13 protein-coding genes and 1 pseudogene are annotated in these 17,154 nt (G+C 44.8%); 12 read left to right on the top strand and 2 right to left on the bottom strand.

Annotation, left to right across the window (positions count from 1 at the left end):
* Window positions 1-139: 139 nt before the first annotated feature.
* A complete protein-coding gene (locus tag JGK14_RS24730) occupies window positions 140-1,255 on the bottom strand; it encodes a peptidoglycan DD-metalloendopeptidase family protein (RefSeq protein WP_293212281.1) in 1,116 nt (371 codons plus the stop codon).
* 174 nt (window positions 1,256-1,429) lie between these two features.
* Here JGK14_RS24730 and JGK14_RS24725 point away from each other — a divergent pair, with 174 nt between their 5' ends.
* Complete coding sequence (locus tag JGK14_RS24725) at window positions 1,430-2,749, top strand: NB-ARC domain-containing protein (RefSeq protein ID WP_293191739.1); 1,320 nt, start codon at window positions 1,430-1,432, stop codon at window positions 2,747-2,749.
* A 165-nt stretch (window positions 2,750-2,914) separates the two neighbouring features.
* Window positions 2,915-4,921: a serine/threonine-protein kinase gene (locus JGK14_RS24720; RefSeq protein WP_325315597.1), complete on the top strand. Its 2,007-nt coding sequence runs from the start codon at window positions 2,915-2,917 to the stop codon at window positions 4,919-4,921.
* Between the two features lie 280 nt (window positions 4,922-5,201).
* Here JGK14_RS24720 and JGK14_RS24715 read toward each other — a convergent pair whose 3' ends face one another.
* Window positions 5,202-5,417 (bottom strand): hypothetical protein, encoded by a 216-nt coding sequence (locus JGK14_RS24715; RefSeq protein WP_293226807.1) that lies wholly within the window; start codon window positions 5,415-5,417, stop codon window positions 5,202-5,204.
* A 617-nt stretch (window positions 5,418-6,034) separates the two neighbouring features.
* On the opposite strand from JGK14_RS24715, the pseudogene JGK14_RS24710 reads away from it, so the two are divergent.
* From JGK14_RS24710 to JGK14_RS24665, 10 genes and pseudogenes are all read left to right on the top strand, one after another.
* Window positions 6,035-7,018 (top strand): annotated as a pseudogene (locus JGK14_RS24710) (ABC transporter ATP-binding protein); the annotation flags it as partial.
* Window positions 7,019-7,419: 401 nt separating this feature from the next.
* Complete coding sequence (locus JGK14_RS24705) at window positions 7,420-8,565, top strand: hypothetical protein (protein ID WP_293220299.1); 1,146 nt, start codon at window positions 7,420-7,422, stop codon at window positions 8,563-8,565.
* Between the two features lie 179 nt (window positions 8,566-8,744).
* On the top strand, window positions 8,745-9,545 hold the full coding sequence (locus JGK14_RS24700; protein ID WP_293184963.1) for an ABC transporter permease: 801 nt from the start codon (window positions 8,745-8,747) through the stop codon (window positions 9,543-9,545).
* A gap of 219 nt (window positions 9,546-9,764) precedes the next feature.
* Window positions 9,765-10,670: an Rpn family recombination-promoting nuclease/putative transposase gene (locus JGK14_RS24695; RefSeq protein ID WP_293184962.1), complete on the top strand. Its 906-nt coding sequence runs from the start codon at window positions 9,765-9,767 to the stop codon at window positions 10,668-10,670.
* 48 nt (window positions 10,671-10,718) lie between these two features.
* The gene (locus tag JGK14_RS24690) at window positions 10,719-12,845 is read left to right on the top strand and encodes a Gldg family protein (RefSeq protein WP_293184960.1); all 2,127 of its coding nucleotides are present in this window, start codon (window positions 10,719-10,721) and stop codon (window positions 12,843-12,845) included.
* Window positions 12,846-13,253: 408 nt separating this feature from the next.
* Window positions 13,254-13,937 carry a DUF4340 domain-containing protein gene (locus tag JGK14_RS24685; protein WP_293184959.1) on the top strand — a complete coding sequence of 228 codons (684 nt, stop codon included), beginning with the start codon at window positions 13,254-13,256 and terminating at the stop codon, window positions 13,935-13,937.
* A gap of 185 nt (window positions 13,938-14,122) precedes the next feature.
* The gene (locus JGK14_RS24680) at window positions 14,123-15,253 is read left to right on the top strand and encodes an ABC transporter ATP-binding protein (protein WP_293184958.1); all 1,131 of its coding nucleotides are present in this window, start codon (window positions 14,123-14,125) and stop codon (window positions 15,251-15,253) included.
* A 119-nt stretch (window positions 15,254-15,372) separates the two neighbouring features.
* Window positions 15,373-15,948: an IS607 family transposase gene (locus JGK14_RS24675; RefSeq protein WP_293184957.1), complete on the top strand. Its 576-nt coding sequence runs from the start codon at window positions 15,373-15,375 to the stop codon at window positions 15,946-15,948.
* 10 nt (window positions 15,949-15,958) lie between these two features.
* The gene (locus JGK14_RS24670; RefSeq protein ID WP_293198232.1) at window positions 15,959-17,017 is read left to right on the top strand and encodes an RNA-guided endonuclease InsQ/TnpB family protein; all 1,059 of its coding nucleotides are present in this window, start codon (window positions 15,959-15,961) and stop codon (window positions 17,015-17,017) included.
* Window positions 17,018-17,020: 3 nt separating this feature from the next.
* Window positions 17,021-17,152 carry a hypothetical protein gene (locus JGK14_RS24665; RefSeq protein WP_293212283.1) on the top strand — a complete coding sequence of 44 codons (132 nt, stop codon included), beginning with the start codon at window positions 17,021-17,023 and terminating at the stop codon, window positions 17,150-17,152.
* Window positions 17,153-17,154 lie beyond the last annotated feature (2 nt).

Below are 17,154 nucleotides of genomic sequence, written 5' to 3'. Positions count from 1 at the left end.
ATTTAAGGTTGTCAAAAATCAGGGCTAAGTTGCCAAGGATTTAAGATGATTTCATACAAGCGATCGCTTGTATGAAATCTTGGGCGATCGCTCTTTTACCTTCGATATTAATGGTGAGAAGAAATCAAGAAACTCAACATCAGACAAATTTGAAATCAACTCTTCCCGTTCGGGCAGTTAAGCTCAAGTCTGTTACCCCCTGAACAATACCAATCCTATCTGCGTTTTTCAAGGAAATTATGGTATCAGAACCCTGACGGATTAACTGATAGTCGTTAGCGCTTCCTTTGAGTTGGATGTAGTCATCTCGAGTTGAATAATCTGTAATAATTGCATTACCGTCACCTTGATAGAAAACTCCTTGTCGTGCATTGCCAAGTACAAAAGTATCTGCACCAGCTCCACCCGTTAAAGTGTCAAATTCGCGACTGACATAACTGGCATAGCCGTCAAGGTAATCATTTCCATTGCCGCCAATGAGGGAATCATTGCCCGCTTCGCCGTACAGGCTATCATTGCCACCCAAACCGATTAAAGTATCGTTGCCGGCTCCTCCACTAATGCGATCGTCCCCTTCTGTGCCCCTTTTTGTGTTTACAGGAACACCGCCACCATTTTTCGACTCCGAGTAGGCTTGAAGTGGACTCATTGTATTGGTTAGAACAAAATTCCGACTTCCTTTTGTTTGATAGGGAATTCCACCAATAATACTAGAATCAAAAGGTGAAGTTTGAACCTCTATGTGGAGATGAGTGTTCCCACTTTGGTTTTTCACTGTACCGATCGCATCTCCAATATTCACAGAATCTCCAGCTTTCTTGCTGGTTTGGATGTGACCATATATCCAGCGCTTTCCATCATTACCTTCTACAGTCACAAATTGCCCAGTTGCACCATAAGATACAACATTAATGATTTTTCCCGGAACTACCGCTGAGACATTTATGTTCGCACCAACTGCATAATCAATCCCAGCGTGGGAGACATTATTACCATTGTAGGGATTGCCATTAGCACCGCTGTATTCGTAGGCATAACCAGCACTCATTGGGGCGGAGAATCCAACCAGTTTTTGAGACAATTCCCTAGAGAGTTGTTTCACTTCTGGTGAGGCTTCTTTGATATTGGTAAGCTTACCACCTGTACTGGAATTATCGTCAAATTGCCAGCCATCTCCACTTTGTAAATCCCACTGTTGGTCGGTTGTCGGTAAAGGCACAATCGTTACTCCTGTTTTCATCGATTGACTTGACATTTACTATGTTGTTTCAAAACCAATAATTTTTCAGTCTGGTAAAGTGGGTTGTTTCACAGCTCAATTTTGTCGATAAAAGTCGCTTTTGGCTGAGTTGGTCGGCAAGAGTTGGAAAAAGTAGGACGATCGGAAAATGGGTTATACTGAAGTATGATTTTTGCATAACTCCCAAATATGAACGTTGACACTGCGTTAGAACTTGCAGAGGCGTCTTTTCATGCTCGGACGGGGAGATCCCCAACCGATCTGCAAAAAAACATATTTCGTAAGGTATTAGAAGATAAGACTTACGAGCAAATTTCCAGTGAATGTAACTGCAACCTGAGTTATGCTAAGGAGTTAGGTTCCGAATTCTGGCAACTGCTGTCATCTGCACTGGGGAAAGAGGTTAGGAAAAAAAGCTTTAAGAATATACTTGCAGAAGACGATCGCTCCTCACCAACTCTTCCGCTGCCCGAAAAATTGCCAGAATCAGCGATCGCCCGTTCTCGACAAGATTGGGGGGAAGCCCCTGATGTCTCTGTTTTCTACGGACGTACAGAAGAATTGACCGCACTGAAGCAGTGGATTGTAACAGACCGCTGCCGGCTGGTGGCACTGTTGGGCATGGGGGGAATTGGCAAAACGTCTCTGTCTGTCAAACTGGCACAAGAAATTCAAAATGATTTTGATTTCATTATCTGGCGAAGTCTCGATCGCACTCCACCCATACATACCGTCCTCAAAGACATCATCCGATTTATCTGTAGCCAAGAGGAAACAAATTTACCAGAAACACCCTCTGATGCCATCTCGCGAGCGATCGAGTGTTTAAACGCGCACCGATGTTTGGTAATAATTGATGGAGTCGAGACAATTATGGAAACAGGTTTGTTGGCTGGCAGATATCGAGACGGATATCAGGATTACGGTAGATTTTTCAAAAAAGTAGGTGAATTGAACCATAAAAGCTGCTTGGTATTGACAACTTCAGAAAAATCTATCGACATTTCATTATTAGAAAATCGAACTCGCCTTGTTCGCTCTCATAAAGTGAGTGGCTTGAAAAATGAACCCGCACAGCAAATTCTTCTCGAACGAGGGTTAGTAAAAGAAAAAGAATGGAATGATTTTATTGAAAGGTACGAAGGAAATCCTTTAGCACTATGGATGATTTCAGCAACAATTATCACTTTATTTGCTGGTAAAACTTCTGATTTTCTCAGAACAGGTACGATTTTTATAGGAGGTCAAATAGAGGTAGTTTTATCCCAGATGTTTGAACGTGTAACTGATTTAGAAATAAAAGTAATGTGTCAATTAGCTATACTTAACAAATCTGTTGACTTTAATCAATTGCGATCGGAGATTTCGTCAGATATATCTAGCTCAACATTAATGAATGCTTTGGAGTCATTAAGTTGGCGATCGCTGATCGAAACCGAAATCGGTCAAGACTTGTTTAGGCTACAGCCTGTAATTAGGAAATATGTTATTAATCATTATTGTATGTAACAAATAACAATTTTTAGGTCGTACTCTGAAATCCTTGATTTTCCCGAAAGCCTATAGTGTGCTTTGTTAGCGTTCCCCTCGTTCTCGATCGCCCTGAAACCCTGATTCTACGGTTGGCGATCGAAAACTGTCCGAAGAGTTGAAATAAAGCATATTTTATTTGCCATGCTTCAGCCTGGATTGATACTTCAAAATCGCTATCGTATTGTGCAAGAGTTAGATTTGGATACTCGCGGAGGATTTGGCAAAATCTTTGATATTGTTGAGGATCAAGGGATGCCAAAAATTCTCAAAGTTCTGCATTTTGAGAATTGTTCAAACTTGCAGGAAAAACAAATAGCAGTATCCCTGTTTGAGCGAGAGGCTCATGTCTTAATACGACTAGATCATCCAGGAATTCCTAAAGTAGAACCCGACGGATATTTTCTCTATCAAGAAGGAGGAAACACGCTTTACTGTCTAGTGATGGATAAAATTTACGGTCATAATTTGCAGCAGTGGCTAAAGCAGATAGATTATCAACCCATCAGCCAACAACAAGCAATTAATTGGTTAAAGCAACTGGTAAATATTCTAGCTTACTTGCATCAGCAGCATTATTTTCACCGAGATATTAAGCCAGCAAATATCATATTAAAACCTGACGGTCAACTGGTGTTAATCGACTTTGGAGCAGTGCGGATAATCACAAACACTTACCTTTCAAAAATTGCGGACGAGAATGAGGGGGAAGTTACAAAGATATATACCAAAGGCTACGCTCCGTTCGAGCAAATAAAAGGCAAAGCGCTGCCTCAATCCGATTTCTATGCCTTGGGACGCACTTTTGTCTTTCTTTTAACCGGAAAAAATCCAACTGACCTTGAAGACGAGCTATATCAAGAGGTGATTTGGCGAGATCAAGCACCACAAATTTCGGGATTGCTGGCAGATTTAATTGATGAGCTGATGGCTTTCTATCCGAAGAATAGACCGAAAAATCCCGAAGCAATTTTACAGGCTATAGCTAAGATTGAATGCCCTAGTGAAGAAGGGTTGTCGGCAGTTCCTCCGACTGAGTTACAGGGAATTAGCCCGCTGAATACTGAAAGAAAGTGGCTGAAGTCATTTGCTAAAACTAAGAAAGCATTAGTCGGAATTGGAATAACAGCATTTGCCTGCGTCAGTGTATTAATTTTACCTAAATTTGTTCCTTTACAAGGTCAACCTCCTGCACCTTTAAAAAATCTTTCTCTAATCAACACCTTGAAAGGAGGTTCGGAAGTATTTGATGCAGTCACCTCAGTTGCTTTTAGCCCTGACGGACAGACCCTTGTCAGAGGTAGTTACGATGAACCGATCGAACTTTACAATTGGCGTACAGGGAAAGTCATTAAAAAACTATCTAGAGCTTCATCAAAGCTTTGGTCGGTTGCAATCAGTCCGGATGGAAAATTGCTAGCTACGGGGCCGCTACTGGAGGAGGATGCGAAAAATGAGAAGGACACAACAATTAAGTTGTGGAATCTAGATACTGGGATGCTTTTGGGCACCCTCAAAGGTCATTATAGCGATGTTAGATCGATTGCTTTTAGCCCGGATGGTCTGACCATCGCTAGTAGCAGCCATGACAAAACAATCAAACTGTGGCGTGTTAACACAGGAGAGCTGCTTTATACTTTTTACGGACACACTAACAACGTTACTTCGGTCGCTTTTAATCCTGATGGCAAAACCCTTGCTAGCGGCAGTGACGATCTGACTATTAAGTTGTGGAGTCTGAATAGTAGGAAATTAATTCGCATTCTTAAAGGACATTCAGCGCAAGTTTTGTCTGTCGCTTTTAGTCCTGACGGTCAAACCCTTGTTAGCAGTAGTGGCTGGAACGAAGTTAGCCGTATTGCTGAAAATAGTATTAAACTGTGGAATCCGAAAACAGGGGAATTGCAGCGCACTCTTACTGGACATCTAAGTTGGGTTTGGTGTCTGGCTATCAGCCCGGATGGGAAAACTCTGGCAAGCGGCAGTTATGATAGCTCCATTAGACTTTGGAACCTGCATACTGGCGAATTATTGCAAACTCTCACCGGACATTCAAATTCGGTTTATTCTGTTGCTTTTAGCCCCGATGGGCAGACTCTTGCCAGTGGCAGTCCAGATAGTTCTGTTAGGATTTGGAGTATTCCCCGTTAATAAAGCTTAGGAATGAGAATTAAATAACTTACAATTTTTATTGTTCTTGTGGGATGGGCCAGAAGAGCCCGTCCAGAAAAGACGGGTTCTTCTGGCCCATCCCACAAATATGTGTAAGTTATTAAATTTTCGTTCCTTAGTAGCAGCAAGCAAGTTTGTTGGTGAATCGATCTACCAATTAAGTTCTACAAACAGAGGATTGGACTGAAAAAAGACTATTCTTTTATGCCCAATCCTCAACTATCTAAAAACAGCAGTCACTCGATAGCTGCTAATTATCCTATCTACGACCACCGCGAGTAGGACGGCTACAGCTACTACAACCTCTGCTAGTGCAACCACAGGCAATTAGCTGCTCCGATCGCTCTTGTGCCTGCGATTGTGACAACTCTCTGTTTGTTTGGGCGCTTGCTGCTGCTAAAGAAGGTGCGACATCTACGGCAATTATCGCTCCTGAGAGAACCAGCAAACCAAAACTCAAAAATCCAAAACGCATTGATTAACTCCCTTTTTCACTTGATTAACTTAACCTATTCATATGATGTCAGGGAAGCCCAAATTTTTCAGTATAGAAAAGTCGGCACTTTTGTAGCCCCCTTGAGTTGGAAAAAGTCGGGTTTAGCAGGCTGGGGGTTGGAAAGAAGTCTGTGGAAGAAGACGGGGCAGAAGAAGGCATCGCTTACTAACTGTTCGTAGCATGGGTTTTTTAAAGTGAAATTATGCTTGGCTTCGATCATTCATAAGACGGTACTTTGACAGATTTTTCGGTTCTCTTGTAACGCGATCGCCCGCCATACGATCCAAAGCGGGGAGAATGACCACAACAAAATTCACTTTTTTCTTTGTGGAACAAGCATCTTGCCTGTTTTTATGTGAGAATTTTCCAACCAGCAACAGCAAGCTCAACGCTAGCCGGCGCCAGACGATCGACCTAAAACAAGTGTCCCGCTTCCAAGTACAATCATCAGTTGTGATAGATTGGGTTTCTGGCAGGCTAATGTGAGAAATCGGCTCTAACCCACCTGTGGTTGTGGAACAGGCGTCCGACCTGTGGTTGGCGGAGTCAATCTCAAATCTCAAATCTCAAACCTAAAATCGACATGACTTTGACAAATGATTGAAGTAGAACACTTAAGCAAAACTTACGGTTCGACCGCAGCGATCGCGGACGTGTCTTTTTCGGTCGAAGCAGGAGAAATACTCGGGTTTTTGGGGCCCAACGGCGCCGGCAAAACCACAACCATGCGGATTTTGTCGGGATATTTGCCGGCATCCAGCGGTACCGCCCGGATCGCTGGCCTCGACGTTCACGAAAATTCGATGGCTGTCAGACAGCGGATCGGCTATCTTCCGGAAAACCCGCCGCTTTATCCAGAAATGAGCGTGGAAGGGTTTCTATTTTTTGTGGCGCGGATCAAGCAAGTCCCTGCAGGCGATCGCGCCCGACGTGTCACATCCGCGATCGAACGCTGCGGCCTGGTTGATAAACGCAAAGTTTTAATCCGCAAACTTTCTAAAGGATTTCGGCAACGAGTTGGTATTGCACAGGCGATCGTCCACGATCCCCCCGTCATTATCCTGGACGAACCAACCGTCGGCCTCGACCCGCGACAAATCATCGAAGTCCGCAACTTAATCAAAAGTCTTGCAGGCGAACACACTATTATCCTTTCTACCCACATTCTGCCGGAAGTCAGCATGACTTGCAGCCGCGTCACCATCATCAATCGCGGTCAAATCGTCGCCGCTGGTACTCCCGAACGTTTGATGGGAGAGTTGGCCACCGGGGAAGGTTACGAAGTCGAAGTCGAAGGTGAGGCGGATTTGCTCAACAGTCTGCTGTTGCCTTCTTTGGAAAATGTGCGGGGAGTTCGATCGATCGAATTGATTCCCAGCCAGCAATTTTTAGCCAGTCGCTACCGCCTGCGGGCAGAATGCGAATCGGAGGTGGAACCAGGACGAGAAATCGCCGCAGCTATTATCGCCTCAGGATTCGGACTCTGCGAAATGCGCCGCAATCGCGCTACTTTGGAAGATGTGTTTTTACGGCTGACAGCGGCCCAAAAGAAACCGGAAGAAAGTCTGGTTCACAGCGAACCCGAGGTCGATCGCAATCTACAAGCAGCGACAGAAATTCAAGACTCGATCGCCGACTCTCATCAATCGGAATCAGCACCGATTGTGGAAAATCTAGTTTCAGATAGGCAAGAATCTGTCTATGATGCTCATCCAGTATCCGACGAACCAGTTTTAGAAACACTAGAATCTCTCTATGATGCTCATCCAGTATCGGACGAACCAGTTTTAGAAACACTAGAGTCAGATAGGCAAGAGTCGCTCTATGATGCTGAATCAGTATCAGAACCAGTTGTAGAAACTGTAGAGTCGATCGCACATTCTGATTCAGGATCAGAACCAGTTGTAGAAACAGTGGAGTCGATCGCACATTCTGATTCAGGATCAGAACCAGTTGTAGAAACAGTGGAGTCGATCGCACATTGGAGTCGATCGCACATTCTGATTCAGGATCAGAACCAGTTGTAGAAACTGTAGAGTCGATCGCACATTCTGAATCAGTATCAGAACCAGTTGTAGAAACTGTGGAGTCGATCGCACATTCTCAACCAGAACCGATTGTAGACAATCTGGAAGTGGCCCAAATCCCAGAGTCGATCGAGCATTCTGATTCAGGATCAGAACCAGTTGTAGAAACAGTGGAGTCGATCGCACATTCTCAACCAGAACCGATTGTAGACAATCGGGAAGTGGCCCAAATCCCAGAGTCGATCGAGCTTGCTGAGCCAGCATCAGAACCAGAAGCGGAAACAGTAGAGTCGCTTTATGATTCTCACTCAGCATCCGAAACACTTGCAGAAACATCAGAGACAATCAATGATATAGAACCAGAAATGCAACCAGTTGCAGAATTTCTGCAAATTGTCGAAAGACAAGAGTCGAGCGAGCTTTCTCAACCAAAATCCGAACCTGTTGCAGAAATCGTAGAGTTGAGCGAACCTGTTGCAGAACCTGTTGCAGAAATCGTAGAGTCGATCGAACCAAAATCCGAACCTGTGGCCCAAATCGTAGAGTCGATCGAGCTTTCTCAACTGGAACCTGTTGCAGAAATCGTAGAGTCGATCGAACCTGTTGCAGAACCTGTTGCAGAAATCGTAGAGTTGAGCGAACCAAAATCCGAACCTGTGGCCCAAATCGTAGAATCGAGGGAGCTTCCTCAACCAAAATCCGAACCTGTTGCAGAACCTGTTGCAGAAATCGTAGAGTTGAGCGAACCTGTTGCAGAACCTGTTGCAGAAATCGTAGAGTCGATCGAACCTAAAGCCGAACCTGTTGCAGAAATCCTAGAGTCGAGCCAACCTGTTCGCGAACCTGTGACCCAAATTGCAGAGTCGATCGAGCTTCCTCAACCAAAATCCGAACCTGTTGCAGAACCTGTTGCAGAAATCCTGGAGTCGAGCGAACCTAAAGCCGAACCTGTTGTCAAAAATCGGCAAGTTAAAAAAAGGGCACAACCGAGTAGCGATTCTCAAGGAGAACAACCACCTGTCAACAGAAAGCGAAAAATAGAAAGAAAGCAACAAGAGAGCAACGACAGCGAAACACGACCCGGAGGCGACTCAGAATGAAGCAATTACCAATACCCAATTACCAGAAATAATTGGTTGAAAGCCGGAACACGAGTGACGGAGGAATTAAAATCAGACTATTCATTACTCCAATCCTCATCCTTCTAGGTAGAAGTAGCTTTCAAACTGTCAACTGTCAACTGTCAACTGTCAACTGTTGAACCATTCCCAATTCCTAAATGTTAGTAATGATTAGTAATATCATCGCCATTTACCGCAAGGAACTGCAAAGCTATTTTGCATCACCATTTGCCTATGCTATCGCAGCAGTCTTTTGGCTGATCACCGGCTACTTTTTAATCGCCATTCTCCTCGCCCCCGACGGCCTAATTCCTCAAATCACCCAGCGAGATAGAATGGGAATTACCGAACCTGCGATCGACATAGCCTATGAATTCCTGCAACTTTTTCTGCGAATCATGGGTTCCCTTTCACTGTTCGTATTACCAGCACTCTCCATGGGACTTTACGCAGAAGAACGCAAGCGCGGCACCTTAGAACTTTTAGCCACATCCCCCTTAACCAACTGGGTCGTTGCTACCGGCAAACTCCTCGGCGTTTTAACATTTTATACCACAATGTTGCTGCCACTGCTCTTCTGCGAGGCGATCGCCCTAAGTTCCTCAACCCCACCCGTACCCCCCGGCGTCGTGCTGCTAGGACACGGCGGCCTAATCTTACTAGCAGCCGGAATATTGTCCCTCGGAATGTTTATTTCATCCCTTACAGACAGCACGATTTTATCCGCCATCCTCACCTTCGCTCTAGTCTTATTTCTGTGGGTAATCGATGCAGCCGCCGTCGGTATCGGCGGGCCCTTCGGAGCAGCATTAGGACAGCTTTCACTCCTAACACATTACACTAATCTTGTCAAGGGAGTTTTTGATACTAGCAGTATAATTATCTTTGCCAGTTACATCATTCTAGGAGTATTTCTCACAGCACAGTCGATCGACGCTTTGCGATATCAGCGTTCTTAAAAACAACGGGCATGGGGCATGGGGCATGGGGCATGGGGCATGGGGCATGGGGCATCGGGCATCGGGCATCGGGCATTAATCTGCCTACTGACTTATTCCTTCTTCTTCCCTCTTCCTTCTTCCTTCTTCCCTCTTCCCTCTTCCTTCTTCTCTCTTCCTTCTTCCTTCAACATTCGGTTATATTTTCAGGGTAAATGATTCTACCAAATAAATCAAACAATGAGATTTATCAATCCCAAAATCGACTTTGCGTTCAAAAAGATCTTCGGTTCCAGCGACAGCAAATACATCCTCATTAATTTTTTAAACGCCATCCTTTATGAAGCACAGCCTGTCATTAAAGACTTAGAAATAATCGACTCCCAACCGGGAAATAAAACTTTTGGAGTCCCAGACACACACCTAGATGTCAAAGCCACAATTAACGGTGGCAGAATCGCCCTGATTGAAATCCAACTGCTCAACGTGCCTTCCTTCGAGAAAAGAGTGTTGTACAATGCTGCCAAAGCCTACAGCGGGCAATTAACAGGAGAAGAACGCTATGAAAGACTAAAAACAGTAACTTCCTTGAAAATTGCCGACTTTGAAATGTTTGAAAATCAGCCTGAATTTATGACTAGGTTTGTTTTCAAAGAAAAAGAGCAAAAATTTGATTGTCCAGATACTGAAATAGAATTAGTATTTGTGGAGCTGCCAAAATTCAGTAAAGAATTAGCACAATTAGAAACAGGAGCCGACCAATGGATTTACTTTCTCCAAAATACCAGTATTCTGGAGACAGTCCCCGAAACACTGAGTGCTGTTCCCGAAATTCAGAAAGCTTTTAAAATTGCCAAGAAGGACAATTTTAGTCAAGAAGAATTAAAAGAGTTGCAGAACCAAGAACAGTGGATCCAAGACCAGCAGATTGCGATAGAAGTAGCAAGAGAACAACTGACAAAAACTGCTCAACTCTCATTAATATTGCGTCAACTTGTGCGACGCTTAGGCACAATCCAACCGGAACTAGAAAACTCTATCCGTCAATTAGGATTACAGGAATTAGAAGAATTAGGAGATGCCGTCCTGGATTTCAATAGTCTCTCAGATTTAACAGCCTGGTTGGAGCAGACTAATTCAATATAGAATAACATTCTTGAACCGGAATTTGCTCACACAAACAATATTTAGCTTATGAAAATTACCAAAACAAATTGGAAATACGTTTTTTGGCTGGGCCCTCTCCTCACCGCAGCGGGGGTAACAGCAGCACTTGTATCCGCAGCGTGGGAACCCCTGACAGTCGGTTTAGTTATTGCCGGAATAGTGACGATCGCACTTTGGCTGCTATCCTTGACTTACGAACAAGGCTTTTGGGGGCGACGTTCCACTCAAGCGAGTACCAACGCCCTGATTGCTACCCTCGCCGTCTTTGTGATTCTGGGAGTAATTAACTTCATAGCCTTTCGCTATCCCCTCCGCATCGACTTAACCGAAAGCCAACAATTTACCCTCGCCCCCCAGACTCAACAAATCCTGCGAAACCTGCAACAAACAGTCAAGGTTTGGGTATTTGACCCCATCCAAAATCCGCAAATTAAAGAATTGCTGCAAAGTTACAAACGCGAGGGAGGCGAAAAGTTTCAATACGAGTTTGTTGACCCCCAGGCCCAACCGGGAAAAATCCGGGAGTTTAGTATTACCAGCATCGGAGAAATTTACTTGCAATCCGGTGAAAAAAAACAAGTGCTGCAAAAAGGTGGTACTGCTTTTGGTAGTGACCCGAATCAAGGTCTTTCGGAGATAAAACTTACAAATGGCTTAGAAGAAATTCTCAGCACTCGTACTCCTACAGTTTACTTTTTGCAAGGCAAAGGAGCTCGCCCGCTGAAAGAAGGTCAAGGCGGAATTCAGCAAGCTGAAAAAGCTCTGAAAGATAAATACTATAACTCTCAAACGCTGAATTTGAGCGAACGCAAAGAAGTTCCAGAAGATGCAGATGCTTTAATTGTTCCTGGACAGGATAAACCTTTTTCGGATGTAGAAATTAAAGCACTAAAAGCTTATCTCGATCGCGGTGGCAGTTTATTCTTAATGGTAGACCCGGCAATTAATACGGGATTAGACAAATTTTTGCAAGAATGGGGTGTAAAACTAGACTCCCGTTTGGCCATCGATGCTTCGGGTAGTGGTCAAAGATTCGGCCTGGGCGCGACGGTTCCCACAGTCAGGCGTTACGGGGAACATCCGATTACTCAAAGTTTCGGTAGCGGTATTTCATTTTATCCGTTTGCACGCGCTTTGGAAACTTCGCCTGTAGTAGGGATAGAGGAAAAACCGCTGATTTGGACGAGTCAGGAAAGTTGGGCGGAAAGCGATTTGACGACTAAAAAATTGGAGTTCGATCCGAAGACCGATCGACAAGGCCCGTTATTATTAGGTGTGGCTTTGGTGCGATCGGGTTCTGAGAGCACTCCGTTAAACCCCTCAGCCTCACCAACACCAGTCACGCCTTCACCCCAACCATCGGCGACAACTTCGCCATCGGCGACAACTTCACCATCTCCTACAACTTCGCCATCGCCAACAACATCGCCATCGCCGAAAACATCGCCATCGCCGAAAACATCGCCATCTCCGACCACTTCCCCGACAACATCGCCTTCACCCCAAGCATCGCCGACAACTTCGCCGACAACTTCGTCATCGCCGACACCATCGCCGAAAACTTCCCCATTACCAACAACTTCTCCATCACCAACAACTTCTCCATCTCCAACAACCTCGCCGACAGCTTCCCCAATCAGCTACTCGGTGATTGTCTCCCAGGAAGCTACCCCTCCAGCAGTACCGACAATTTCGCCAATACCGGCAGCATCTTCCACAGCATCGCCGGAGAGTTCCTCAACACCAACACCCACAACATCTCCCACAGCATCTCCTGAAAGTTCGCCCACGCCAACACCAACAACATCTTCCACACCAACACCAACAACATCTCCCACAGCATCTCCCAGTCCAAGCACAACTCCTTCTGTGCCTTCTACTCCTACAAAAACATCGCGCATGGTAGTAATTGGTACATCTCAATTTGTGACTAACGGTTGGTTTGACCAACAACTCAATAGCGACGTGTTTCTCAATTCAGTGAGTTGGTTGAGCAAACCAGACCAGCAAAGCTTTTCTATCAGCCCGAAAAAAGCTACCAACCGCCGCATTAACATGAATGATGTCCAAGTAGGATTGTTGGTTTTAGCTTGGCTGATTTGGCCTTTACTGGGACTGGGCGTTGGTGGCGCTATTTGGTGGAAAAGAAGATAATTATGAAGCAAGTTCGGCAACGAGCAATGTACGGGATTTAACGGATGTAACGGATTTATTTGCCTGTTTCTTGTTTTTCAACCCATTCCCAATTTCCAATTCCTAATCCATAATTCCCGTAGGGTGCGTCAGGGGGGAATTATTAGTCTGAAATCAAAATATTTAACCCTGACGCACCCTACAATAACTACTTTGCTTCTTGCTTGTTTTTCCACCAATTGCTAATTCCCGTAGGTGCGTCAGAGGAAAAATTATTAGTCGGTGTCAAAATATTCAAGCCTGACGCACCCTACAATCTGATACTAATTCCCGTAGGTGCGTCAGAGGAAAAATTATTAGTCGGTGTCAAAATATTCAAGCCTGACGCACCCTACAATCTAATGACTAATGACTGCTGACTAATGACTAATGACTGCTGACCATGCCGAATTCCTCATTATTATGAAATTGCAGAAAAATACATTTATATTGATAGCTGTTGCGTTGACCATGGCGGGGTTGGTTTCTTTGTACGAGACGCAAGTGTCCCCAAAACAGGAGGCGGCTAAGGACGAAAAACATAAAATTTTTACTTTCAAGTCCGATCGCGTACAATTCTTTACAGTCAAAACTCCGGAAAAGATATTGACTTTTGAACGAGTTTATGCTCGTAAAGGAGGTAAGTCTAGCTGGGAAATGAAATTGCCGGTGCAAGCACACGCGAGTCAGGCATCGGTGGATTTTTTGCTAGATAGGCTGGGAACAGGAAAGAGCGATCGCACAATAGATATTACTGCCGCTCAACTGCCAGAATTCGGTCTCGACCAACCGCAAGCCACAGTCACAGTCAAGCTGGACAACCAGGAAACTCACCGCCTAGTTTTAGGCAAAACAGACTTTAGCGGCCGCTTCTTGTACGCCCAAGCCAACCCGGCGGAAGCCCCACCTCAAAATGGGGCAGAAACTTTGCCCGTGCTGCTAGTACCGTTTGACTTTAAAAATGCCGTCCAACGACCTTTGTCTGAATGGAAAAAAGCAGAAGCGCCCAAACCAGAGAAACCGCAAACACCCTCTCCCACGCCATCTCCCACGCCAAATCCTGAAAATCAATAGATGATCGGTGGATTGAATTTGGTGCGGGACACAGCAGATTTGGTCTTGCCCAGCAACACTCTGAGATAGAATCTAAAGAACAAATTCTAAAACCTCTCAATTCCAACATTCCTCGCCTAAAATACAGAAAAGTCTAAAGTTAAACTGTATTAAAATAGCGTGCATTACCCCAGGAACGGGCGAATATGTTTCAGACAGCACTCAACCAAGGTACGACAGCAAAGGATACAGCGCTTGACGTTGAACTCCGCAAGGTCTTTAAGGTATTTAATGGCGAAACCGCAGTCCGCGGAGTTGACCTCAGCATTCGTCAAGGAGAATTTTTTAGCATTCTCGGGCCCTCCGGCTGCGGTAAGACTACCACGCTGCGCTTAATCGCTGGGTTCGAGACTCCCTCGGCGGGCGAATTGATGATTCGCGGCCAGTCGATGACCAATACTCCAGCTTACCGCCGTCCGGTAAATACTGTGTTTCAAAGCTACGCCCTGTTCGGACACATGAATGTCTGGGACAATATCGCTTTTGGATTGCGGATTAAAAAGCTGGGGAAATCGGAAGTAGAAGAACGGGTACGGGAAGCTTTGCAATTGGTGAAAATGGAATCTTTCGCCAACAGGTTTCCGGGTCAAATGTCGGGCGGCCAGCAGCAGCGGGTGGCTTTGGCGAGAGCTCTGGTAAATCGACCGGCGGTTCTGCTGCTGGACGAACCGCTGGGAGCTCTGGATTTGAAGTTGCGGAAGCAGATGCAGTTGGAATTGTCGAATTTGCATCAAGAGTTGGGTTTGACTTTTGTGATGGTGACTCACGACCAAGAAGAGGCGATGAGTCTTTCTAACCGGATTGCGGTGATGCACGAGGGCAGGATTGAGCAAATTGGTTCGCCTGAAGAAATTTATGAGTGCCCGCAGACGGCTTTTGTGGCGGATTTTATTGGGGATACGAATTTGTTTTCTGGTACGGTGGAGGCGATCGACCGATCGACTATTACAGTTCGCACATCAGCCAATCTGAAAATAGTCGTTCAGCAGTCGGATATGTGGAATGGTGTCATCGGTGACTCTGTGGTGGTTAGCGTCCGGCCTGAAAAAGTATATTTGAATCTCTACCAGCCGGAATTGTCGGTTAACTGTTTTGAAGGGCGGCTCAAAAATATCATGTACATGGGCACTCACGTTCATTACGTGGTTGAATTGGCGTCGGGCGATAAAATTACGGTGCGCCAACCCAATACGGGCGGTTCTTTCCCAGACCCGCAGACGCCGATTTATGCTTACTGGGGAACTACTGATTGTCTCGCTTTGGGCGATCGATCCTAACGATGGAGAGGGGGAGAAAGGGAGAAAGGGAGAAAGGGAGAGGGGAGAGGGGTTGACGCACAGTATCAATTTTTCTAACAATCATTCACATACACTACTAGATGGGTGATATTTGGTGAATGGCATACATACCACTTAGAAAGGCTGTCGAATTTCTAGGTCTGCATCCAAACACGTTAAGGAAGTACGCAGATGAAGGGCAGATTAAATCAATCAAAAATGGAGCAGGGCAACGCCTTTACGACGTTGACTCATACCAAAAAGATGGAAGCATCTGCTCAATCATCTGCTACTGCCGAGTCAGTAGTACCAAACAAAAAGACGATCTTGCTAGACAAGTCGAATTCATGCGACAGCGATACCCCGACTCGGAAATCATCCAAGACATCGGCTCTGGACTCAATTTCAAAAGAAAAGGACTGCAAGCCTTACTGGTCAGATTTATGCGCCCAGATCAGCTCACGATTGTTGTTGCCTGTAGAGACAGATTGTGTAGATTCGGATTTGAACTATTCGAGTTCATGGCAAAACAAAACGGTGGAGAAATCGTGGTTCTCTCAAATCCTGTTCACGCGAGCGAATCCGAACTTACAGCCGATCTTCTTGCCATCCTTCACGTGTTTAGTTGCCGAATGCACGGTCTTAGAAGCTACAGCCAGAAAATCAAAGAAGATCCGACTATTCCTAAGCCCTGAACAAAAGGCAATGCTCAAACAATGGTTTGGAGTTAGTCGTTTTGTCTACAACGCAACTATCAAATACTTGCAGCAACCAGGCACTAAAGCCAATTGGATGTCAATTAAAACGGAAATACTCAATGGGCTGCCTGATTGGGCAAAACCTGTACCGTTTCAAATTAAATCTATTGCCATTAAAGATGCTTGTGGTGCCGTCAAAAAAGCCAAAGCAGATTTCAAGAAAACTGGCAAGATTTGTAGCTGCAAGTTTCGCAGTCGAAAAGATACAAAACAGTCTGTTTATATTCCGAAGTCTGCTATTGGGACGAAAGGAATTTATCCGACAAAATTGGGTCAGTCAAAGCTGAAAGAGGCATTACCCAAAGGCTTCAGTGATGGACGATTGACCCTTGCCTATGGCGAGTATTACATTGTTGTATCTGAAGAAGTGCAACCACGTCAGACCGATAACCAAGGTCGCGTGGTTGCCTTAGACCCCGGTGTTAGAACGTTCATGACTTTCTTTTCTGAGTCATCTTATGGATGGGTTGGGAATGATTCTAATCTTTTGATCCAAAAGTTGTGTTTCAGGTTAGACAAGTTGATCTCAAGGATGAGTAAAACGAATAGCCCGCAACGCAAAAGATTCAAGAAAGCAGCGGACAGATTAAAGTCTAAGATTCAACATCTTGTCAAAGAGTTGCATCACAAGACTGCTAAGTTTTTAGTTGATAATTTTGACGTGATATTAATTCCATCCTTTGAGTCGTCTCAGATGGTGAGCAAGTCACGTCGCAAGATTCGCTCTAAAACTGTTCGTCAAATGCTGACTCTGAGTCATTACCAGTTTAAAAAACATCTAGAGTGGAAAGCTTGGGAGCAAGGCAAAGTTGCTTTAACTTCTATCAACGAAGCTTACACTTCAAAGACTGTTTCATGGACTGGAGAAGTCAAAAAGATTGGTGGTAGCAGAATGATCAAAGATTCTGATGGAAATCAGATGAACCGAGATCTAAATGGTGCTCGTGGGATCTTCCTTCGGGCATTGGTTGATACGCCTTGGTTGAAAAGCTGTTTAGCGATTTAACTTATGTGTTTGTTAGTAAACGTTAGCAAAAAAGTATCGGAAGAATTCCCAATTACCAATTCCCAATTCCCAATTACCAATTCCCAATTCCCAATTCCCAATTCCCAATCCTCAATTCCCCAATCTAAAATCTAAAA

Source organism: Microcoleus sp. PH2017_28_MFU_U_A (assembly GCF_020738035.1).
Lineage (GTDB): Bacteria > Cyanobacteriota > Cyanobacteriia > Cyanobacteriales > Microcoleaceae > Microcoleus.
Note: the sequence above shows the minus strand (reverse complement) of the source record. Positions and strands in the feature narration are given on the sequence as shown.